Below are 21,176 nucleotides of genomic sequence, written 5' to 3'. Positions count from 1 at the left end.
GTCGCGTCCCGCGGCGCCACCGGCCGGTCCGGTCCTCGACCGCGGGGCTCACGGGCGCGGGAGGAGCCCGGTGCCGACCGCGGGAGGTCGGGGTTCCGGAAACTGTAGAGGCCCTGCCTCGCCCGGCCCAGAGGGCGGTCGTGTCACGATGACCACGACCGCCGCTCCGTACGCGCCGAGGGGCCCGCCATGTCCGCACTTCCGCCCGTACGCCCCTTCGCGCGCGGGCCCGTACCCCCTCGCGCACGCCGTGCGGGACCCACCCTTCCGGCCCGCCCGGCCCTCGCGGTTCTGCTCCTCCTCCTCGCCGTCGGCTGTACGAGCCCGGCCGGGGCACCCGCCCCGGACGACCCGCCCGCCGCCGGTGCGGCCCCCGCCCCCGCTCCGTCCGCCTCCACCTCCTCCGACCCCGTCCCGTACTGGGTGAACCCCGACGGGAAGGCCGCCCGGCAGATGGCCGAGCACCTCGCCGCGGGACGTACCGCGGAGGCCGAGCTCCTGCGGCGGATCGCCTCCCGGCCCGCGGCCGAGTGGATCGGGCCCGACCGGCCCGAGGACGAGACCCGCACCCTCACCGAGGCCGCCACCCGCGCCGGGCGCGAGGCGCTCCTCGTCCTCTACGACATCCCGAACCGCGACTGCGGCCAGCACTCGGCGGGCGGCGCGGCGGACGCCGCCGCCTACCGCGCCTGGGTGGACGGGGTCGCCCGTGGCATCGGCGAGCGGCGCGCCACCGTCGTCCTGGAACCGGACGCCGTGACGCACGTCGTCGACGGCTGCACCGACGAGCGGCACCAGGGGGAGCGGTACGGGCTGCTCAAGGAGGCCGTGCGGCGGCTGAAGCGGCAGCCGGCCGCCACGGTCTACCTGGACGCGGGCAACGCGGGCTGGGTCAAGCCGGCGGAGCTGCGCGGCCCGCTCCAGGAGGCGGGGATCGCCGAGGCCGACGGCTTCGCGGTCAACGTCTCGAACTTCAAGACGACCGCGGTGAGCGCCGCCTACGGCAGACAGTTGTCGGCCCTGGTCGGCGGCAAGCCCTTCGTGATCGACACCAGCCGGAACGGAAACGGCCCCTACACCGAGGGCGATCCGGCCCAGAACTGGTGCAACCCGCCGGGCCGAGCCCTCGGCGAGCCGCCGACCCGCGAGACCGGGGACCCGCTGGTCGTGGCGCACCTGTGGGTCAAGCGGCCGGGCGAGTCGGACGGGGAGTGCCGGGGCGGCCCGCGGGCGGGGGAGTGGTTCGACGCGTACGCGCTGGAACTGGCCCGCAACGCCCGGTAGTTCGGGCGGAGGTGCCCGGAGAACGACCAAGACCCCCTCACCGACGGTGAGGGGGTCTTGACTCTGCGTGCGCCGCCAGGGACTCGAACCCCGGACCCGCTGATTAAGAGTCAGCTGCTCTAACCAACTGAGCTAGCGGCGCCTGCTGACAGAGAGAACTCTACCCGACCTGGAGGTGTGCTCCTGACCAATATCGGTCGCGTCGAGCCTGTCGGATGGTCGTATCAGGCCTTCGATCCGTCAAAATGCGATTTGTCCAGACAGTTGAGACACTGGCGCCCGAAACGAGGGTCGAAAAGATCTTGACGAGTGTGGAGGGGAATCGCATGAGCGTGCCGGTCTTCGAGGAGTTCGAACCCGCGGCCGACTGCGGCTGCCCGGGCTGTGCCCAGCAGCGCCGTGACCTCGCCCTTGGCCTGCCGGTGCGGGCGGGCGGCCACCCGGCGGCGCACGGCGCGCGCCGCGCGCTGGTCCTGGTGACGGCGGCGGGAGTGGTCCTGGGCGGGGGAGGGGCGGGAGTGGCGACGGCCCTTGCCCGCCCGGCCGAGCCGGCGGGCCCGTTCACCCCTGCGGACGCGAGGGGCGAGGCGGTGAGCGACCCGTCGATGCCGCCCTGGCCCGGGCCCGACACCCCACAGGGCGGGCGGGGGCCGCTGTACGGAACGCCGGGCCCCGGCCCCGGCACCTCCCCGACCCAGACCCCGACCCCGCCGACCACCCCGGTCACGACCCCGACGACCGGTCAGATCCCGACGGGAGTGCTGCGGCGGACGACCCGGGCCGAGATCATCAACCGCGCCAAGCTGTGGGTGACCGCGCAGGTCCCGTACTCCATGGAGAAGTACTGGTCGGACGGGTACCGCCAGGACTGCTCCGGCTTCATCTCCATGGCCTGGAACCTGCGCAGCAACGAGTGGACCGGCAGTCTCGACCGCTTCGCCGAGCGGATCGACCGCACCGAGCTCCAGCCCGGCGACATCCTGCTCTTCCACAACCCGGCCAACCCGACGCGCGGCTCGCACGTCACGATCTTCGGCGGCTGGACGGACTACACCCACACCTCGTACATCGCGTACGAGCAGACCAAGCCGCGCACGCGGAAGCAGGCGACGCCGATGGCGTACTGGGAGAACTCCGACCGGTACGTGGCCTACCGCTACAAGGGCGTCGTGAGCGGCGGCAGCGGAGGCGGTGCGACCGGCGGAGGGTCGACCGCGACGCCGGCGACCCCGTACCCCGGGGCGGGGAAGTTCGGTCCGGGCGCCGACAACGCGTACATCACCCAGCTCGGGAAGCTCCTCGTCGAGCGCGGCGGCAAGAAGTACTACAGCAAGGGGCCCGGTCCGAAGTGGGGCGAGGCGGACCGGCGGGCGACCCAGGCGTTCCAGCTGGCGCAGGGCTGGAAGGGCAAGGCGGCGGACGGTCTTCCCGGGCCGCAGACGTGGAAGCTCCTCGTGACCGGCGGGGGCAGGAGCATCGGCGGATCGGGTGGTTCGGGCGGTTCGAGCGCGCATGCGACGGGGTTTCCCGGGCGTGGCTACTTCCGTCCGGGTCAATCCAACGCATATGTGGAGAAGCTGGGCAAACAACTGGTGAAGCGGGGCTTCGGCAAGCACTACCTGTCGGGACCCGGTCCGCGCTGGACGGAGGCGGACCGCCGCAACGTCGAGGCGTTCCAGCGGGCTCAGGGCTGGCGCGGCGGAGCGGCCGACGGCTACCCGGGCCCGGAGACCTGGCGGCGCTTGTTCCGATGACCCCGAGAGCATGAGGTGGACCCGAATGACGGCATCGACCCCGACCCCCGCGGACTCCGGCGCGGCGGCCTCGCGTGACGCGGCCCGCACGGCCAGACGTCTGACGGACGGCACCTTCCCCCGCACGTCACCACCCCCGGGCCCCCCGGCGACGGCGGGGGACCCGCCCCCGCCCGCCGAGACCCCGGCACCGGCCGACCCGGCACCGGCCGCCACGCCCCCGGCCGCCACGCCCCCGGCACCCCCGTCCGTTGCCTCGGAGGACCGGGCCGCCGCCACGCCGTCGACCCCGGCCACGACGGCGCCGCCGCCGGCCGCGACCCCGGAGAGCCGGGGCGGCGCGCAGCCGACCGCGGTCGTCGCTCCGGAGGGCCGGGCCGCCGCGCAGCCGACGGCGGTCGTCGCTCCGGACAACCGGGCCGCCACACAGCCGACCGCGCTCCTCGCTCCGGAGAACCCGGTCGCCGCACAGCCGACCCCGGTGAACCAGGCCGCCGCCCGTGAGAGCCGGCCGGCGGCCCCCGCTCCGACCGGTACGCCGCCGGAGCGGCCCGCTCCGGCGGCTCCGGCGGCTCCGGTCGCCGGTGTGCGGACCGGAGCTCCCGCCCCTTCCGGGCCGGTGGACGGTACGCGGACGGGACCTCCCGCCCCTTCCTCCGCGGTCGCCGGTACGCCGACGGGGCAGTCCGCCCCCGTGCGGACGGCACCGTCCGCGCTGTCGGCCCCCACCGCCACCACCGCGCCCCCCGAGGGTGGTTCCGCGCCGGCCTCCCCGGCGACGGGCTCCTCCGGGACGGAGGTCCGGCGCGCGGCTCCGCCCGCCCCCGAGGGCGTGAAGGCCGAGGCGCGGACCGCTCCCGCCGGTGAATCACCGGCGGCGCCGGTTCCCGCGGCTCCGGCGAAGGCCTCCGGCGCGGAGCAGCGCCCGGCCGCGCCGGCATCGCCCCCGGCGGACGACCGGCCCGAACCCGTGCCTCCGGCCGTCGGCAAGGTCTCCGTCGTCAAGGAGCGTGTCGGGGCGCCCGACTTCGGGAGGATCACCGGTGCGCGGGTCGCCGCCCTCGCCGTGCCCGTCGCCGGTGTCGTGCGGATGGCGCGGCGGAAGAACGTGATCGGATCCGAGACCACCGGCTCCATCCCGGTGCACCTGCTCTTCCGGGAGGAGCCGGAGGGCGCCACCCGCGTCCCGGCCACCGATGACGACGAAGGCCCCGACACCGTCGCCATGGCCGTGCCCGCCGCCCCGGCGAAGAACGGCAAGGCCGCCATCCCGGCGCCGGCGAAGACGCAGACACAGGCGCAGGCGCAGGCCCAAGCGCAGGCGCAGGTGAAGAACCGCCCCCGGCCCAAGGACCAACCCCGCTCAAAGCCCCACTCCAAGGCCCAGTCCACATCCCCGTCCCAGTCCACATCCCCGTCCAATTCACAGCCCCCGTCCACGCCCCGACCCCGGGCCGACGCGGCCCGACCCGCCCCCACCGCCGACCCCGATCTCGTCGAGCGGCCCGGGGCGGTGCTGCCCGGCTGGGTCGGTGTGGCGGCCGGCGCCCTCGCGCTCGCCGGCTGCGCGGCGGTCGTGTGGTCGGCCGGGGCCGTGCCCGCCGAGGCGACGCGGATGCTGCGGCTGCCGGCCCGCCCGTACCACGGCATCCACCTCGGCCAGTGGGCGCTGCTCACCCTCGGCGTCGTGGCGACGCTCTTCGCGCTCGGCGGCCTCGGTCGCGGCCGGGTCGGCTATGCCTGGGTCCTGACCCTCTTCGGCGACTACCGCGGCACCGTCCGCCGCACCGGTCTGGTCTGGGTCAGCCCGCTCCTGTTGCGCCGCCGGGTCGACGTACGGCTCCGGCACTGGCGCAGCGAGCCGCTGCCCGCCGTCGACGCCAAGGGCACCGCTCTCGATGTCGTCGTCCTCGTCGTCTGGCGGGTGCGGGACACGGTCCGTGCCGCGCTGGGGGTCGACGGGCACGAGGAGTACCTGCGCGAGCAGGTGGAGGCGGCGATGGCCCGGGTGCTGTCCCAGCTCCCGGCGGACACGTTCCACGAGGACGCCCCGACGCTGCGGGACTCGGAGGCGGTCGGCGAGGCCCTGACGCGGATGCTGTCGGCGGAGTGCGTCCCGGTCGGGGTCGACGTCTTCTCGGCCCAGCCGACGCGCATCGAGTACGCCCCCGAGGTCGCGGCGGCGATGCAGCGGCGCCGGATCGCGGCGATCGACGCGAAGCACCGGGACAGCGTCCTGACGTCGGTGGTGGACGCGGTGGACGACGTGGTCCACCGGCTGACCAGTCGTGGTCTGGTGGAGCTGGACGACTACGAGCGCAAGGCGCTGGTCAAGGACCTGACGGTGGCCTTCTACACGGGACGGACGGCTCCCGTCGAGGGGGCGTGAGGGGATGGACATGTTCAACTTCCGTCCATACCTTGGTACTTGGTCCAGACCAAAATGAGTCACCAGCACCAAGGCCAGTAAGACCGCACGCGTGCAGCACGGCCCAACGGAACTCCCCCACGTTCTCCTGGAGCGACAGCATGCGCAAAAAGTCAGTCGGGACGGCGGTGGTGGCGCTGGGCGTCGCCGGCGTCTCCCTCCTCGCCACCGGCAGTGCCGGTAGCCACGGCTACACCGACTCGCCGATCAGCCGTCAGAAGCTCTGCGCCAACGGCACCGTGACCAACTGCGGCTCCATACAGTGGGAGCCGCAGTCGGTCGAGGGCCTCAAGGGCTTCCCCGCCGCCGGTCCCGCCGACGGCAAGATCTGCTCCGCCGGGCTCACGCAGTTCGCCCAGCTCGACGACCCCCGGGGTGGCACCTGGCCGGCGACGAGCGTCACGGCGGGGCAGAGCTACAGCTTCCGCTGGCAGTTCACGGCCCGGCACCGCACCACCGACTTCAAGTACTACATCACCAAGAACGGCTGGGACCCGAGTCAGAAGCTGACCCGGGCCGCGCTCGACTCCCAGCCGTTCCTGACCGTCCCCTACAACAACCAGCAACCGCCGGCGACCCTCTCGCACTCCGGGACCATCCCGGCGGGCAAGACCGGCCGTCATCTGATCCTGGCGGTGTGGACGGTCGCGGACACCGCGAACGCCTTCTACGCCTGCTCGGACGTCAAGTTCTGACGGTCGACCCGACCGCTCGGTTCCGGCGGTCGACTCGACCGTTCGGTTCTGGCGGTCGACTCGACCGTTCGGATCCTGGCGGTCGATCCTGACCGTTCAGTTCTGACTACCTGTCAGTTACAGTCCGGTCCATGAGGGGTGCGGACACCGTCGCGGAGCTCGTACGGCGCCAATGGGGCGACCACCGGATCGGCCTGAGGGACGAGCACCACGCCCTCACCCACCACCAGGTCGCCGCGGGCGCCGCCGCGCGGGCCGCACTGCTCGTGGACCTGATGCCACCCGTGCCGGGGGGCGAGCCGCACCTCGGCATCCTGCTCGACAACACGCCGGAGTACCCGCTCTGGCTCAGCGCGGCGGCCCTCGCGGGGGCCGCCGTCGCCGGGATCAACCCGACCCGGCGCGGCGCCGAACTCGCCCGGGACATCCGGCACACCGACTGCCGGATCCTGGTCACCCAACGCGCCCACCTGCCGCTCCTCGACGGCCTCCCACTGCCCGGCCTGCGCATCCTCGTCACCGACACCGACGCCTACCGGGAGCTCCTCGCCCCCTACGGGAACGCCCGCCCGGGAGACGCGACCCTCGGCCCCGTACGCCCCGACAGCCGCTACCTGCTCTCCTTCACCTCCGGTTCGACGGGCGCGCCCAAGGCCGCGCTCTGCAGCCAGGGGCGGCTCGCGGCCGCCGGCGCCTCGCTCGTCGCCCACTTCGACGTACGGCCGGACGACGTCCACTACGTCTGCATGCCGCTGTTCCACGGCAACGCGGTGATCGCGGACTGGGCGCCCGCGCTGTCCGCCGGCGCCGGGGTGGCGCTGCGGGCCCGCTTCTCGGCCTCCCGCTTCCTGCCCGACGTACGCCGCTTCGGCGCCACCTACTTCACCTACGTGGGCCGGGCCGTGCAGTACCTGCTCGCCACCCCGCCCGGCCCGGACGACCGCGCGCACACGCTGCGCCTCGGCTTCGGCACGGAGGCGGGCGCCGTGGACGCGGCCCGCTTCCGGGAGCGCTTCGGGGTCCCGCTCGTGGAGGGGTACGGCTCCTCCGAGGGCGGCGCGGCGATCCAGCGGACCCCGGACACCCCGACGGGGGCGATCGGGCGGGCCGCGCCCGGCGACGACCTGGTCGTGGTGGACGCGGAGACCGGCAAGGAGTGCGCACCGGCCCGCTTCTCGCCCACGGGACGGCTCCTCAACGCCGGCGAGGCCGTCGGCGAGCTCGTCAACCGCGGCCGCAGCCCCTTCGAGGGCTACTGGCGCAACCCGGAGGCGGAGGCCGCCCGGCTGCGCGGGGGCTGGTACTGGACGGGGGACCTCTTCTACCGGGACGAGGCCGGCTTCCTCTACTTCGCGGGCCGTACGGACGACCGGCTGCGGGTCGACAGCGAGAACCTGGCGGCGGCGATGATCGAGCACATCCTGGCCCGCTGGGACCGGGCGGCCGGGGTTGCGGTGTACGCGATACCGGACCCGGTGGCCGGCGACCGGGTGATGGCCGCGCTCGCCCTGCGCGAAGGCGCCGCGTTCGACCCGGAGGAGTTCGCGGCCTTCCTCGCGGCCCAGCCCGACCTGGGCACGAAGATGCCCCCGCGCTTCGTCCGCGTGATGCGGGAGCTCCCCCTCACGGCCACCAACAAGATCCACCGGGTGGGCCTGCGCCGGGCGTCCTTCCTCTGCCCGGACCCGGTCTGGTGGCGCCCGACCCCCGCCGCCCCGTACGAGCTCCTGACCCCCGAGGCGACCACGGCACTCCAGGAGGAGTACGCCCGCCAGGGCCGCACCCCGAACTGACCCTGGGCCCGGGCGCCCTCCTACCCCGAGCCGACCCCTGGCCCGGCCCCGCCCCCGAGGCAGCCCCGGCCTCACCCCCGCCCCGAGGTAGTCCCAGCCCCACCTCCGCCACGCCCCCCAGGCCCATCGCCCCGCCCCCGGTCCCGCGCCTACCGTGGGCGCTCATGGAACCCCGTAATCCCTGGCAGGCGCTCACCCGGTCCCGCTTCCCGCTCGGCTCCTGGCCCTGGCGGGCCGCCGGGTATCTCGCCACCGGGGGGATCGTCGGGGGCGTCGCCTGTCTCGTCCTCCTCGTGCTCGGGGTGTTCTCGCTGTTCCTCGTCGGGCTGCCGCTGCTCCTCCTCTCCGGGCTCGCCCTCGGCTCCGTCGAGCGGCTGCGGCTCCGGCTCGTCGACCTGGACCCGGCGCCCGACCCGCACCGCGTCCCCACCGCGCCCGGTCTGACCGCCTGGCTCCGGCTCCGGGCGGGGGAGCAGGCGACCTGGCGGGAGCTCGGGTACGCCCTGCTGCTCGCCACCGTCCTGTGGCCGCTCGACCTCGTCGCCCTCGCCGTCGGCGTCGGCCTGCCCCTCGCCCTCCTCAGCGCCCCGGTCCAGCTGGCGGTGGACGGCCACGAGGCCAAGGTCGTCAAGGCGTACCTGGTCACCTCCTACCCGGAGGCCTTCGGCGCCGCCCTCCTCGGCGCCCTGCTCCTCATCGCCCTCGCCTACCCCCTCGCCGCCGTCGCCGGGGCCCGCGCCGCCCTCGCCCGGGCCCTGCTCACCCCGCGCGAGACCGAGGCGGGGAGCGGCAGGATCGGGGAGGTCATCGCCTCCCGCGCCCGGCTCGTCGACGCCTTCGAGGCCGAGCGGCGACGCATCGAGCGCGATCTCCACGACGGGGCCCAGCAGCGCCTGGTCGCCCTCACGATGACCCTCGGCCTGGCCCGGCTCGACGCCCCGCCGGGACCGCTCGCCGACCAGCTGGCCAAGGCCCACGCGGAGGCCGGGCAGGTCCTGACCGAGCTGCGGGAGCTGATCCACGGCATCCACCCGCAGGTCCTGGCCGACTACGGGCTCGGCGCGGCCCTCGCGGACGCGGCCGACCGCTCGGCCGTCCCCGTCGACACCGACATCGAGCTGCCGCGGCTGCCCGTCTCCGTCGAGAGCGCCGGCTACTTCGCGGGCTGCGAGGCACTCGCCAACATCGGCAAGCACAGCGGGGCCACCCAGGCGAGGATCACCGCCCGGTACGCGGACGGGTCCCTCCGGCTCGACGTCGAGGACGACGGGCGGGGCGCCGCCGATCCGGCCCTGGGCAGCGGGCTCACGGGACTCGCCGACAGGATCGCCGTCCTCGATGGCACACTGACGATCATGAGCCCGCCGGGCGGGCCGACCCTCCTGAGAGTGGAGATCCCGTGTCCCGCACTGTCCGCAAGCTCCGCGTCGTCCTCGCCGAGGACAGCGTCCTCCTCCGCGAGGGACTGATCGGACTCCTGGCCCGTTTCGGCCACGAGGTCGTCGCCGCCGTCGGCGACGCCGACGCCCTGCGCGAGGCGGTCGCCGCCCACGACCCGGACATCGTGGTCACCGACGTACGGATGCCGCCCGGCTTCCAGGACGAGGGGCTGCGCGCCGCGGTCGCGCTCCGCGCCGAGCGGCCCGGCCTGCCGGTCCTCGTCCTCAGCCAGTACGTGCAGCGCAGCTACGCCGCGGACCTCCTCGACGCGGGCGACGGCACCGGCGTCGGCTACCTCCTCAAGGACCGGGTCGGGCAGGTCGAGGAGTTCCTCGACGCGCTGGCCCGGGTCGCGGACGGCGGCACCGTCGTCGACTCCGAGGTCGTACGCCAGCTGCTGCGCCGCCACCGCGATCCGCTGGAGGCGCTGACCCCGCGCGAGCGCGAGGTGCTCGGCCTCGTCGCGGAGGGGCACTCCAACGGGGCGATCGCCCGCCGTCTGGTCGTGACCGAGGCCGCCGTCGGCAAGCACATCGGGAACATCCTGGCGAAGCTGGACCTGCCGCCGGCCGAGGACACCCACCGGCGGGTCCTCGCCGTCCTCACCTACCTCCGGGCATGACGACCGGGCATGACGACCGGGCACGACGATCGGGCACGACAAGAAGACCCCCTCGCTTCCGCGAGAGGGTCTTCTCTGTCTGTGCGCCGCCAGGGACTCGAACCCCGGACCCGCTGATTAAGAGTCAGCTGCTCTAACCAACTGAGCTAGCGGCGCCTGCTGACAGAGAAAATACTACCTGGTCCCCCGGGGTGCTTCGGACCACCCCGGGGGACCGGCCCCGTCACGCCCGGCCGGCCCCGGCCGGGGGCCTCAGATCGCCAGCGAGAGCACCACCGGAGCGGCCCGCCGGTTGAGCGTGTCCGCCGCGGCGCGCAGCCGGTGGGCGTGCTCGATGGGCAGGGAGAGCGCCAGGCAGCCCACGGCGGAGCCCGCCGTCAGCGGGACGGCGGCGCAGACCGTGCCCACCGCGTACTCCTGGAGGTCGAGCACGGGGACGGTCGCCGGCTGGCTGTCGAGCTTCGAGAAGAGGATCCGCTCGCTGGTGATCGTCCGGGAGGTCAGCCGGGCGATCTTGTGGCGGGCGAGGTGGTCCCGCCGCCCGTTCTGGTCGAGCTGGGTGAGCAGGCACTTGCCGACCGCGCTGGCGTGCGCCGCCGAGCGGAAGTCCACCCACTCGTTGACCTTGGGTGTGCGCGGGCCGTCGGCGAACTGGGTGATCTTCACCTCGCCGTCGATGTACCGGCTGATGTAGACCGCCGCGCCGACGGAGTCGCGCAGTTCGGTCAGGGTCTCCTGGAGCTTGGCCTCCAGGGCTTCGCGGCGGGTCAAGCCGGAGCCGAGGAGGACGAGGGAGTCCCCGATGACGTAAGCGCCGTCGGCGACCTGCTCGACGTACCCCTCGCGGCGGAGCATGAGGAGCAGTGACGAGAGGTGGGCGACGGGCAGGCCGGTCTCGCGGGCGATCTGGACGTCCGTCACTCCGCCACCGTGCCGTGAGACCGTCTCGAGGACGCGCAAGGCGTATTGCACCGAGTGGAACGGCGCGGTGGGCTCGGGCTTCAGCGCCACGGTTTCCCCCTACCAGGTTGTGACCGCAAGCTTTCGTACCACGATAGCCGCCAAGGGCCCTTTAATGGGCGGCTGTTGGCGAGAATGATGCGGAGGATCCCCGCCGTACGCTGGGGCGCACCACCCTGGCATATGCCACTGTCATGCTTCCTTAAGAGAGTCTCAGGTCAGGACCGTGCGGGGCCGGGTTCGCGCGCGCGTTCGGATGGTGGGTGCCGGGAGATTTTTTACGGGGAAGCGGACCCGCCGAGGGCCCCACGGGTGGCCGAGAACGTACGGAATAACCGGAGACACCCTCCTGTTGTGGTCCTGATGTATCCGCGGGGCCTGCCGGCCGGGCCTCCGGCCGGACCTCCGGGCGTCCCGCGGTGCCCGCAGTGTCCGCAGCATCCGCACGTGTGCCGAGGAGGGTCCCGACGGTGACCGACGCTATTCGAGGAGAGGTGCGGGGGACCGCGCCCGTACCGCTGTCCGTACTGGATCTGGTGACCGTCGGCAGCGGGCGGACCGCGACCCAGGCGCTCGCCACCAGCGTCGAGCTGAGCCGGCTCGCCGAGCGGCGCGGATTCCACCGGCACTGGGTGGCCGAGCACCACTCCATGCCCGGGGTCGCCTCCTCCTCCCCGGCGGTGATCCTCGCCCATCTCGCCGCCCACACCCGCCGCATCCGGCTCGGCTCCGGCGGCGTCATGCTGCCCAACCACGCCCCGCTCGTCATCGCCGAGCAGTTCGGCACCCTGGAGGCCTTCGCCCCGGGCCGGATCGACCTCGGTCTCGGCCGCGCGCCCGGCACCGACGGCGCCACGGCCGCCGCCCTGCGGCGGACGGACCGGCTGAACGAGGGGGCCGACGACTTCCCCGAGCAGCTCGCCGAGCTGACCCGCTTCCTGGACGACGACTTCCCGGACGGGCACCGGTACGCCCGGATCCACGCCGTGCCCGGTCCCGTGCAGGGCCCGAAGGGGCGGCCGCCGATCTGGCTGCTCGGCTCCTCCGGCTTCAGCGCCCGCCTCGCCGGCCTGCTCGGACTGCCCTTCGCCTTCGCCCACCACTTCTCGGCCCGGCACACGATCCCGGCGCTCGACCTCTACCGGGACTCCTTCCGGCCCTCGGGGGTCCTCGACGCCCCGTACGCGATGATCGGCGTCTCGGCGCTCGCCGCCGACGAGGCGGCGCAGGCCCACCGCCAGGTCCTCACCGGCGCCCTCGCGATGCTGCGGCTGCGCACCGGCCGGCCGGGTCTGGTGCCGACGCCGGAGGAGGCGGAGGCGTACGGTTTCAGCCCCGCGGAGCGGGAGTTCGTGGACGGCTGGCTGGCCGACATCGTCCACGGCACCCCGGACGAGGTCCGTACGGGCCTCGACGACCTCCAGAAGCGCACGGGCGCGGACGAGCTGATGATCACGGCCAACGCGCACGGCGGGGAGGCCCGGCTCCGGAGCTACGAGCTGATCGCCGACGCGTACGGACTCCCGGAGCTGCCGGAGCTGCCCGAGCTGTCGGAGGAGCCGCAGAAGCCGGAGCCGGCGGAGCTCCCGGAGGGCCGGAGCTGACGGAGCCGCCGGATTCCAAGAAGGGGGCGGCCGGGTAAAACCCGGATTTCCGCGGCCGGTTGGTTCACTACCGGACCACCCTCACGCCACCCCTAAGTGAACCTTAAACCGCTCGTCACACATGGTGGCGGGCGGTTCCGTTTTGTGCTGCACCTCTCTGACAAGGGCTTTCGTCGGGTAATTGGTCTAGTCCTCAATCTGGTTCAGACCATTGACGCGCTGTTCATGTGCCGGTTATCACTTCATCAGCTCCTGTACGGCACCACCCAGTTCACCCCCCTTCGGAGGCCGCACGTGCACCCCCGTAAGCCATTGATCGCCGCGCTCCTCAGCTCGGCCCTCGCCGCCGGCGCGCTCGCCGCGACCGTCGGCCTCGGCTCCGCCCAGGCGGCCGACACGTCGACCACTGCCTCTGCGGGCAACGTGCGCATCGCGTACTACGACCAGTGGAGCGTCTACGGCAACGCGTTCTACCCCAAGCACCTCGACACCCGGGGCATCGCGAGCAAGCTGGACGTCATCAACTACTCGTTCGGCAACATCCACCCCACCAACCTCACCTGTTTCATGGCCAACAAGGCCGCGGGTGACGACAACAACCCCAGCGCGGGTGACGGTGCGGGCGACTCCTACGCCGACTACCAGAAGTCCTTCAGCGCGGCGGACAGCGTCGACGGCGTCGCCGACAAGTGGGACCAGCCGATCGTGGGCGTCTTCAACCAGTTCAAGGAACTGAAGGCGAAGTACCCCCACCTGAAGATCAACATCTCGCTCGGCGGCTGGACCTACTCCAAGTACTTCCACGACGCGGCGAAGACGGACGCGAGCCGCAAGAAGCTCGTCTCCTCCTGTATCGACCAGTACCTCAAGGGCAACCTGCCCGTCGAGGGCGGCTTCGGCGGCGCGGGCACGGCGGCCGGCATCTTCGACGGCATCGACATCGACTGGGAGTACCCGGGCTCCTCCGGCGGCCACCTGGGCAACCACTACGGCCCCGAGGACAAGCAGAACTTCACGCTGCTCCTCGCCGAGTTCCGCAAGCAGCTCGACGAGTACGGCGCGGCCAACGGCGGCAAGAAGTACCTGCTGACCTCGGCCCTCCCGGCCGGCCAGGACAAGATCAAGTACATCGAGACCGACAAGATCGGTCAGTACCTGGACTACGCCAACATCATGACGTACGACATGCACGGCGCCTGGGACGGCGACGGGCCGACGTACCACCAGTCCCCGCTCCACCCCTCGCCGAACGACCCGACCGACGTGATCGCGCCGGGCACCGAGAAGTACAGCATCGACTCCGCCATCGACTCCTGGATCGACGGCAACCCGGCGTACGGCATCGCGGGCGGCTTCCCCGCCAACAAGCTGACCCTGGGCTACGAGTTCTACTACCGCGGCTGGAAGGGCGTCCCGGCCGGGACCACCAACGGCCTCGCGCAGACCGCCACCGGCGGCTCGGGTGCCCGTCCGCTCAGCCAGCAGGCCGGCATCGCCCACTACAAGGAGCTCGGCGGCATCGTCGACAACGCGTCGACGACCTTCTGGGACGACCAGTCCAAGTCCTCGTACTTCTACAAGGACGGCGAGTTCTTCACCGGTCTCAACCAGAAGTCCATCCAGGCCCGGGTGGACTACGGCAAGCAGCGCGGCCTGGCCGGCGCGATGATGTACTCGCTCCTCGGCCTGGACGAGAACGCCACCCTGCTGGGCCAGATCAACACCGCGCTCGGCGCCACCACCACGCCGCCGACCACGACGCCGCCGACGACCCCGCCGACGACGCCGCCCACCACCCCGCCCACCACGCCTCCGACGACGCCGCCCACCACGGGCTGCGGTTCGGTCCCGGCGTACGTGGCCGGCACGGTCTACAACGCGGGCAACGAGGTCTCCCACAACGGCCGCAAGTACAAGGCCCAGTGGTGGACCCAGAACGAGACGCCCGGCACGACCGGCGAGTGGGGTGTCTGGAAGGACCTCGGCGCCTGCTGAGTGCCTGACCCGCCGGTGCCCGACCCACCGAACCCCGGCGTGACCCCTCGCACCACCTCATGAACCACTGCCCCCGCCCGGAATGTCCCTCCGGCCGGGGGCAGTTCCATGCCCGGCGTCATACGGGGGCGGTGGGTCAGACCCGCAGGGGCTCCGCGCCGATCAGCTCGGCGATGCGGTCCGGGGCCACCGCCCGCGAGTACAGCCAGCCCTGCCCCGTGTCGCAGCCGATCCGGCGCAGCCGGCTGGCCTGCCCCGAGGTCTCGACGCACTCGGCGGTGACCGTGAGCCCGAGCCGGTGCGCGAGCTGCACGAGCGCCTCGACGATCAGCTCGTCCGCCGGGTTGGCGTGCTCCTCGTCCTGGAAGCCGCGGACGAAGGAGCCGTCCAGCTTGAGCACCGAGACCGGCAGCCGGCTCAGATACGCCAGGTTCGAGTAGCCGGTGCCGAAGTCGTCGATCGCGATCCGGACCCCCATGTCGCTCAGCGCCTGGAGCGCCTGGAGCGGCCGGCCCGCCGAGCCCATCACGGCGGACTCGGTCAGCTCCAGCTGGAGCAGGTGCGGGGCGAGCCCGGTCTCCGCGAGGATGCCGGCCACGTCCGCGACCAGGTCGGAGTCCCAGACCTGACGGACCGCCACGTTGACGCTCACGAAGATCGGGCGCTCGCGCGGATGGTCCTTCTGCCACTGCCGGGCCTGGAGGCAGGCCGTCCGCAGCACCCACCGCCCGAGCTCGACGATGGAGCCGTCCTCCTCGGCGATCCCGATGAACCGATTCGGCGGGAGCGAGCCGAACTGCGGGTGGTTCCAGCGCACCAGCGCCTCCACCCCGCGCACGGCCCCGTCCGCCAGGTCCACGAGGGGCTGGTACTCCAGGCCGAACTCCCCGCCCTCCACGGCCGGGCGCAGCGTGGAGGAGAGCGCCTGCCGGGTCATGCGGTGCGCGTTGCGCTCCGGGTCGAAGAGGGTCCAGCGGGCCTTGCCGTCGGCCTTCGCCCAGTACAGCGTGGTGTCGGCGGCCTGCATCAGGGCCGTCGCCGTCGTCCCGCGCGCGGTGCGCTCGACGACGCCGATCGAGGCGGAGACCGAGAGCCGCTGACCGGCCAGGTCGAAGGGGTTCTGGAGCGCGCACAGCACCGAGCGCGCCAGGTCGGCCAGTTGTTCCGTACCGGTGGAGTCCTCGACCAGGATCGCGAACTCGTCGCCGCCGAGCCGCGCCACGAGGTGACCGCCGCTGCGGGTGTAGCCGTCGCTGTCCGCGCACTCCGTCAGGCGGGCGGCGACGGCGGCGAGGAGCCGGTCGCCGATCCGGTGGCCCAGGGTGTCGTTGACGGCCTTGAAACCGTCGAGATCGAGGTAGCAGAGACCGATCCGCCCTGTTCTGCCATACCCGTACGACTCATGTGACTCGTATGACTCATGTGACTCGTGCGGCTCGCCGTTCGGCTCCGCGTCGGCCTCGCAGACGTCCTGGGTCGCCGCCTCCAGGGCCGCCGAGAGGCGCTCGAAGAACAGCGCCCGGTTGGGCAGTCGGGTCACCGGGTCGTGCATCTGGAGGTGGCGGAGCCGGGCCTGGAGCTCGCGCCGGTCGCTGATGTCCGCGATCGACAGGAGGACGCGCCGGCTGTCCGGTACGGGGGAGACGGTGACCTCGGCCCACATCGTGCGCCCGTCGGGGTGCTTGAGGCGGCGGGTGCAGCGGAAGCGGGAGCGGCGGCCGCGGAGCACCTCGCGGTACGCGTGCCAGGTGCGGCCGTCGGAGGCGAGGTCGACGAGGTCGGCGGCGGCCTGCTCGCGGAGCGCCCCGGCCTCGGTGCCGAGGAGGGTGCCGAAGGAGTCGTTGGCCGCGACGACGGTGCCGTCCTGGTCGACGACGGCCATGGCGAGCTGGGCGGCGCGGAAGGCGGCGCGGTAGTCGCGGAGTTCGGCCGCCCGGCGGTCGGGGAGGGCGTCGGTGCGGGCGTCGGGGAGAGCTTCGGCGCGGGCGTCCGGGCGCGTGGCGTAGGGCTCGACGTGACGCTCCGTGACTGCGAGGTCTGTCGGGGTCGTCTCCGGCGGCTCTGGATGCACCGGTCCTTCGGGGGTTCCGCTCACCGCTCGCTCCCGTAGTGCAGTCGGGCCGTTCACATGTGGTCGGGATGGTCGGCCAAGGAAAGTGAGCCGATCATAGAGCCAGCCGGGGGAGCGTTCCAGCTTCGAGGCCCCACCGGGGAGCGCCGGTCGCTGTGAGGCTCCCCACCGCGACCCGTCGCCCGATCGTTTCTGCACAGGTCTGACACGGGTCGTCGACGGTGTGACCGAATGTGACTTTCCGTGAGCTGATGCCCGCTCGTGTCGCGTCGACCCGGCGGCGCTCCCTCACCCGACCGGGGTAGCGGAAACATGCGAAACGCCACAAATCATCACAAGGTGGGTGTGGTGTCCCGCTCTACCGATCCGGAGGTCCACGTGAGGGGTCAGCAGCCACCCGGGGGAGTGGAGCGCCCAAGGCTGCGTGCCGGTGGGGCGGCCTTCACCGCGCTCACCGCGCTCGCCGCCACCGGGCTCGTCGCGGGCCCCGCCGTCGGCGCGTCCTCGGCGAATCCCTGCGCCCTGCCCCGTACCGCGGCCCATCACTCGCTGGGCCTCGACAGCTGGAACGGCTCCTACCCGCGACCCACCCACACCCTCGACGCGGTCATGATCTTCCTGTCCTTCCCGGACTCCGAGCCGCTCACCACCCCCGCCGAGCTCACCGCCGACCACTTCCCGGCCACCGGCGAGTTCTTCGACCGCGCCTCCTACGGCCGCTTCGACCTGCGCCACCACCCCCGGTCCGAGTGGACCCGGATGCCGCGGGAGTCGGGCGCGTACGGCATACAGCGCGACTGGGACTCCAAGAAGCGCGCGGCCTACCTCCGCGACGCGGTCGCCGCCGCCGACGGGGACGTCGACTTCTCCCGGTACGACATCGTCTACCTGGTCGCGGACCCGGACGCGCCCGGCGTGGACTCCGACGCGACCAAGGTCGTCAACCTCGAACGGCCGCTGGAGGTCGACGGCGCCGAGATCAAGCGGGTCGTCACCGTCTTCGAGCGGCACCCGCCCGACCGCAACGTCCTCGCCCACGAGACCGGCCACGTCTTCGACCTGCCCGATCTCTACCACCGCCCGGAGGACGGCAAGGGCGACTGGGACACCCACGTGGGCGACTGGGACGTCATGGGCAGTCAGTTCGGCCTCGCGCCCGATCTCTTCGGCTGGCACAAGTGGAAGCTCGGCTGGCTCTCCCACGACCAGGTGGCGTGCGTCCAGGACCCCGGCCCCCAGGTGATCAGCCTGGAGCCGACCGGAGCCCCGCCCGCGAGCGGCGGCACCCTCGGCACCCGCCTCGCCGTCGTCAGGACCGGTCCGGACAGCGTCCTGGCGATCGAGGCCCGGAGCGCGATCGGCAACGACGCCGACACCTGCACCGAGGGTGTCCTCCTCTACCGGGTACGGAACGGGGCGGCCTCCGGCGACGGCCCGGTCGAGGTGGTCGACACCCATCCGCGTACGGATGCGTGCTGGGACCGCTCCGTCTACCCGCCGCTCGCGGACGCGCCGCTGGAGGAGGGCGAGACCTTCACCGTGCCCGGGGCGGGCGTCCGGGTCGAGGTGGCGGACCGCACCGAGGCGGGCAGCTGGACGGTGAAGATCACCCCGCCCGCCGTCGACTGACCTGCCCACCGCCGGCCGGCCCGGATGCCGTCGGCCGACCCGGATGTCGGCCGGCCCGGAACACGAAGAAGCCCCTCGCTTTCGCGAGAGGCTTCTTCCGTCTGTGCGCCGCCAGGGACTCGAACCCCGGACCCGCTGATTAAGAGTCAGCTGCTCTAACCAACTGAGCTAGCGGCGCCTGCTGACGTCGTAGACATTAGCACCCGGATCGGCGGGAGGAAAAATCGATACGCGCACGTCGGCCGAGGAGAGCGCCCGGACGGCCCGCACGCAGGCCCAGAGCACGACCTCGGGACCGGGCAGCCACGGGTGCCGCGTGTCGGGGGCCACCAGCCAGCGCGGCCCGGAGGGGTCGGCCGGAGTGAGCGGCGGCACGGTCACCGCGTCCCCGACGCCGTGGCAGAGCGGCCGGGGGACGGCCTCCCCCCACTCCTCCCAGTCGAGCAGGGCCGGTAAGCGCTGGGCCGTCCCGGGCGCGGCGAACAGCAGCATCCGGCCCCGGTGGACGGCGACGGGCCCGGACCCCGGGCCCTCCTCCCACAGCTGGTCCAGCATCCGGCGCCCGAAGACCGGGTCCACGTTGACGACGTCGAAGACCGTCCCGCAGGGCAGCGCCGCCGGTGAGGAGGGGTTGGCCTCCCAGCGCGTGAGAGCGGCTCCGGGGCGGCCCCCGGCGGCCGTGGCGAGCCAGGCGGCCCCGTCGGCGGTCACGCGGGCGGCCTGGTGCCGTCCCTCGTCCCCCTCCCGCAGGAACCGGAAGATGCCGTGGGGGGTCTCGTCGCGCAGCCAGGTCGTCATGCGACCAGATCTACCGGCCGTGACGACTCGGTCGCCGAGGGTTCCCGGAATCCCGGACAGGAGGGGTGGGTGAGGAGTATCGTGCGCCCCGCATATGCCAGGAGGCGCCTCCGCCCGGCGCCTGACCGGCTTTCCGCCCGGCGCCTGACCGGCTTTCCGCCCGGCGGCTGCCCGGCTCTCCTGCCCGGCGCCTGCCCGGCTTTCCCGCCCGGCGCCTGCCCAGCTTTCCCGCCCGGCTCCCGCCCCGCTCTCCTGCCCGGCGCCTGCCCCGCTCTCCTGCCCGGCTCTCCCGCCCGGCCTATTCCTCCGGCGGGCGGCCGTTCGAGTGAATCAGGCCGCGGCCGAACTCGATCATCTTCACGGCGTAGTCCTCGGTCCACTCCGCCCGCTCGGCCACGTCCGCCGCCGTCAGCCGGTCGAACCGGCGCGGGTCCGCCAGCTGCGCCGCCGCGATCGCCTGGAACTCCGTCGCGCGGTCCGTCGCCGCGCGGAACGCGAGCGTCAGCTCCGTCGCCCGGGCCAGCAGCTCACGCGGGTCCTCTATCGACTCCAGGTCGAAGAAGTGCTCCGGGTCGGCGGTCGCCTCGGCAGGCTCGAAGACCAGCGGTGCCGGCCGAAGCCGTCGCTGTCCGCTCCGCTCCGTGGGTTCCGCCATCGTCCTTCTCCTCTTCGCACACAGGCGGCCCGGAGACCCGGGCCGTCTCCCATTCTCCCGCGCCGCGCAAGACCGCGTCCTGGCCAGGGCTCCCCGCTCCGTGGGGGCAGGGCTCCCCGCCCCGCCCGCCCCGCGGGCGCCGGTCAGTCGTCGAGGCCGCGCAGGAGCAGGCGCAGGCCGCCGAAGAACTCCTCGTCCGGGCCGACGCCGCCCGCGCTCCGCGCGGTCTCCGTCAGGTGGGGAAAGCGGTCCTCGGGCAGCGCGGCGATGGCCGCCGTGCCCTCGCCGGCGAGCGGTCCCAGGTGTTCGAGCTGGATCGCGCCGGTGACGTACCCGTGGAGGGCGCGCAGGGCGACGACCCGCCGGCCGCCGTCGATCCCCGCTTCGGTCAGGATGCCGAGTACGGTCTCCGACCACCGCAGCCCCGCGAGCGAACGGTGCCGGTGGGTGACGGTCAGCGGGATGGTCCCGGGGTGGGCGGCCACGCCGTCGCGCAGCCGCCCGACCATGATCTCGATCCGCTCCTGCCAGGGCGTGGCCGCGCTGGGCGGGGTGGTGTCGACGGAACCGAGGACGCGTTCGACCACGAGTTCTTCCAGTTCGTCGCGGTCGGTCACATAGCGGTAGAGCCCCATGGGGCTCACGCCGAGCTCCTTGGCGACGGTGCGCATGGAGAGGGCGGCGAGCCCGTCGCGGTCGATCACGGCGAGGGCGCCGGCGGCGAGCCGGTCCTGGGTGAGGGAGCGAGGTCGAGGCATGACGGTTGACAGCGTACGCCCTACGCCTACGCTGTAGGAGTACGCCGTACGCCTACGGTTCTCCGTGAGGAAGGTGTCCCATGCGCATGCCCACGTCCCGCACGCGGCTGGAGCCCGGCCACTCCGTGCCCGTCCGCACTCTCGACCCGGTCCTCGGCCCCCCGGTGACCCTCCCGGACTCCGAACGCCTCACCCACGTGCAGTTCCGGCGCTTCGCCGGCTGCCCGGTCTGCAACCTCCATCTGCGGTCGGTGGTCCTACGGCACGAGGAGATCGAACGGGCCGGAATCCGGGAGGTCGTGCTCTTCCACTCGCCCGCGGACGAACTCCGCGAGCACGTGACCCATCTGCCCTTCGCCGTCGTCGCGGACCCCGACCGACTCCTGTACGCCGAGTTCGGCGTCGAGGCCCACCGCAGGGCCCTGCTCGACCCCCGCGCCTGGCCGGCCATCGCCCGAGCCGTCGCGCGCGGTGCCTGGGAGCTGCTCCGTGGTCGCGGCCGCCTGCCCGCCGGCTCGCAGCCGGCCGGTCGGCTGGGCCTGCCGGCCGACTTCCTGATCGCCGCCGACGGCCGGCTCGCCGCCGCGAAGTACGGCGAGCACGTCTACGACCAGTGGTCGGTCGACGAACTCCTCACCCTCGCGTCCACCCTCAAGGCGGCCCACTGAAGCCGTACCGGCCGTCGACGAG

Annotated in this window: 16 protein-coding genes and 3 tRNA genes; 11 read left to right on the top strand and 8 right to left on the bottom strand. The window is 73.2% G+C overall.

The features are described 5' to 3' along the window. Window positions 1-189: 189 nt before the first annotated feature. Window positions 190-1,284, top strand: coding sequence for a glycoside hydrolase family 6 protein (locus OG361_RS14730; protein ID WP_405853735.1), 1,095 nt, complete (start codon window positions 190-192; stop codon window positions 1,282-1,284). Window positions 1,285-1,352: 68 nt separating this feature from the next. Here OG361_RS14730 and OG361_RS14725 read toward each other — a convergent pair. Beyond that, window positions 1,353-1,426: transfer RNA gene (locus tag OG361_RS14725), tRNA-Lys, on the bottom strand. 184 nt (window positions 1,427-1,610) lie between these two features. Here OG361_RS14725 and OG361_RS14720 point away from each other — a divergent pair. The 6 genes from OG361_RS14720 to OG361_RS14695 all read left to right on the top strand — a co-directional run bounded on the left by OG361_RS14720 (window position 1,611) and on the right by OG361_RS14695 (window position 10,016). Continuing rightward, the gene (locus tag OG361_RS14720; RefSeq protein WP_405853734.1) at window positions 1,611-3,038 is read left to right on the top strand and encodes a peptidoglycan-binding protein; all 1,428 of its coding nucleotides are present in this window, start codon (window positions 1,611-1,613) and stop codon (window positions 3,036-3,038) included. 25 nt (window positions 3,039-3,063) lie between these two features. After that, window positions 3,064-5,427: an SPFH domain-containing protein gene (locus OG361_RS14715; protein ID WP_405853733.1), complete on the top strand. Its 2,364-nt coding sequence runs from the start codon at window positions 3,064-3,066 to the stop codon at window positions 5,425-5,427. A gap of 140 nt (window positions 5,428-5,567) precedes the next feature. Further along, window positions 5,568-6,161, top strand: a complete 594-nt coding sequence (locus OG361_RS14710; RefSeq protein ID WP_405853732.1) for a lytic polysaccharide monooxygenase — start codon at window positions 5,568-5,570, stop codon at window positions 6,159-6,161. Between the two features lie 131 nt (window positions 6,162-6,292). Continuing rightward, window positions 6,293-7,954, top strand: a complete 1,662-nt coding sequence (locus tag OG361_RS14705; protein ID WP_405853731.1) for an AMP-binding protein — start codon at window positions 6,293-6,295, stop codon at window positions 7,952-7,954. A gap of 164 nt (window positions 7,955-8,118) precedes the next feature. Next, complete coding sequence (locus tag OG361_RS14700) at window positions 8,119-9,423, top strand: sensor domain-containing protein (protein ID WP_405853730.1); 1,305 nt, start codon at window positions 8,119-8,121, stop codon at window positions 9,421-9,423. Beyond that, window positions 9,354-10,016, top strand: coding sequence for a response regulator (locus OG361_RS14695; RefSeq protein WP_384564304.1), 663 nt, complete (start codon window positions 9,354-9,356; stop codon window positions 10,014-10,016). The genes OG361_RS14700 and OG361_RS14695 overlap by 70 nt, the downstream gene beginning before the upstream one ends. An 82-nt stretch (window positions 10,017-10,098) precedes the next feature. Here OG361_RS14695 and OG361_RS14690 read toward each other — a convergent pair. Continuing rightward, window positions 10,099-10,172, bottom strand: a tRNA-Lys gene (locus OG361_RS14690). Window positions 10,173-10,268: 96 nt separating this feature from the next. Next, complete coding sequence (locus OG361_RS14685; protein WP_405853729.1) at window positions 10,269-11,027, bottom strand: IclR family transcriptional regulator; 759 nt, start codon at window positions 11,025-11,027, stop codon at window positions 10,269-10,271. Between the two features lie 419 nt (window positions 11,028-11,446). Here OG361_RS14685 and OG361_RS14680 point away from each other — a divergent pair, with 419 nt between their 5' ends. Further along, window positions 11,447-12,580, top strand: coding sequence for an LLM class flavin-dependent oxidoreductase (locus OG361_RS14680; protein ID WP_405853728.1), 1,134 nt, complete (start codon window positions 11,447-11,449; stop codon window positions 12,578-12,580). 294 nt (window positions 12,581-12,874) lie between these two features. Next, the gene (locus tag OG361_RS14675; RefSeq protein ID WP_405853727.1) at window positions 12,875-14,575 is read left to right on the top strand and encodes a glycosyl hydrolase family 18 protein; all 1,701 of its coding nucleotides are present in this window, start codon (window positions 12,875-12,877) and stop codon (window positions 14,573-14,575) included. 136 nt (window positions 14,576-14,711) lie between these two features. Here the strand turns inward: OG361_RS14675 and OG361_RS14670 are convergent, their stop codons facing one another. Beyond that, a complete protein-coding gene (locus OG361_RS14670; RefSeq protein WP_405853726.1) occupies window positions 14,712-16,670 on the bottom strand; it encodes a putative bifunctional diguanylate cyclase/phosphodiesterase in 1,959 nt (652 codons plus the stop codon). A 324-nt stretch (window positions 16,671-16,994) separates the two neighbouring features. Between OG361_RS14670 and OG361_RS14665 the strand changes: the two genes are divergently transcribed. Continuing rightward, on the top strand, window positions 16,995-18,275 hold the full coding sequence (locus OG361_RS14665) for a M6 family metalloprotease domain-containing protein (RefSeq protein ID WP_405853725.1): 1,281 nt from the start codon (window positions 16,995-16,997) through the stop codon (window positions 18,273-18,275). Window positions 18,276-18,379: 104 nt separating this feature from the next. Here OG361_RS14665 and OG361_RS14660 read toward each other — a convergent pair. The 4 genes from OG361_RS14660 to OG361_RS14645 form a co-directional block, all read right to left on the bottom strand. Then, window positions 18,380-18,453: transfer RNA gene (locus OG361_RS14660), tRNA-Lys, on the bottom strand. Further along, the gene (locus tag OG361_RS14655) at window positions 18,444-19,073 is read right to left on the bottom strand and encodes a hypothetical protein (protein WP_405853724.1); all 630 of its coding nucleotides are present in this window, start codon (window positions 19,071-19,073) and stop codon (window positions 18,444-18,446) included. Before OG361_RS14655 ends, OG361_RS14660 begins: the two co-directional genes overlap by 10 nt. A gap of 298 nt (window positions 19,074-19,371) precedes the next feature. Further along, window positions 19,372-19,728: a hypothetical protein gene (locus tag OG361_RS14650; protein ID WP_405853723.1), complete on the bottom strand. Its 357-nt coding sequence runs from the start codon at window positions 19,726-19,728 to the stop codon at window positions 19,372-19,374. A gap of 143 nt (window positions 19,729-19,871) precedes the next feature. Beyond that, window positions 19,872-20,486 (bottom strand): TetR/AcrR family transcriptional regulator C-terminal domain-containing protein, encoded by a 615-nt coding sequence (locus OG361_RS14645; RefSeq protein WP_405853722.1) that lies wholly within the window; start codon window positions 20,484-20,486, stop codon window positions 19,872-19,874. 86 nt (window positions 20,487-20,572) lie between these two features. Between OG361_RS14645 and OG361_RS14640 the strand changes: the two genes are divergently transcribed. Further along, window positions 20,573-21,154, top strand: a complete 582-nt coding sequence (locus tag OG361_RS14640) for a peroxiredoxin-like family protein (RefSeq protein ID WP_405853721.1) — start codon at window positions 20,573-20,575, stop codon at window positions 21,152-21,154. The last annotated feature ends 22 nt before the right edge of the window (window positions 21,155-21,176 follow it).

This window comes from Streptomyces sp. NBC_00090 (assembly GCF_045160815.1).
GTDB lineage: Bacteria > Actinomycetota > Actinomycetes > Streptomycetales > Streptomycetaceae > Streptomyces.
Note: the sequence above shows the minus strand (reverse complement) of the source record. Positions and strands in the feature narration are given on the sequence as shown.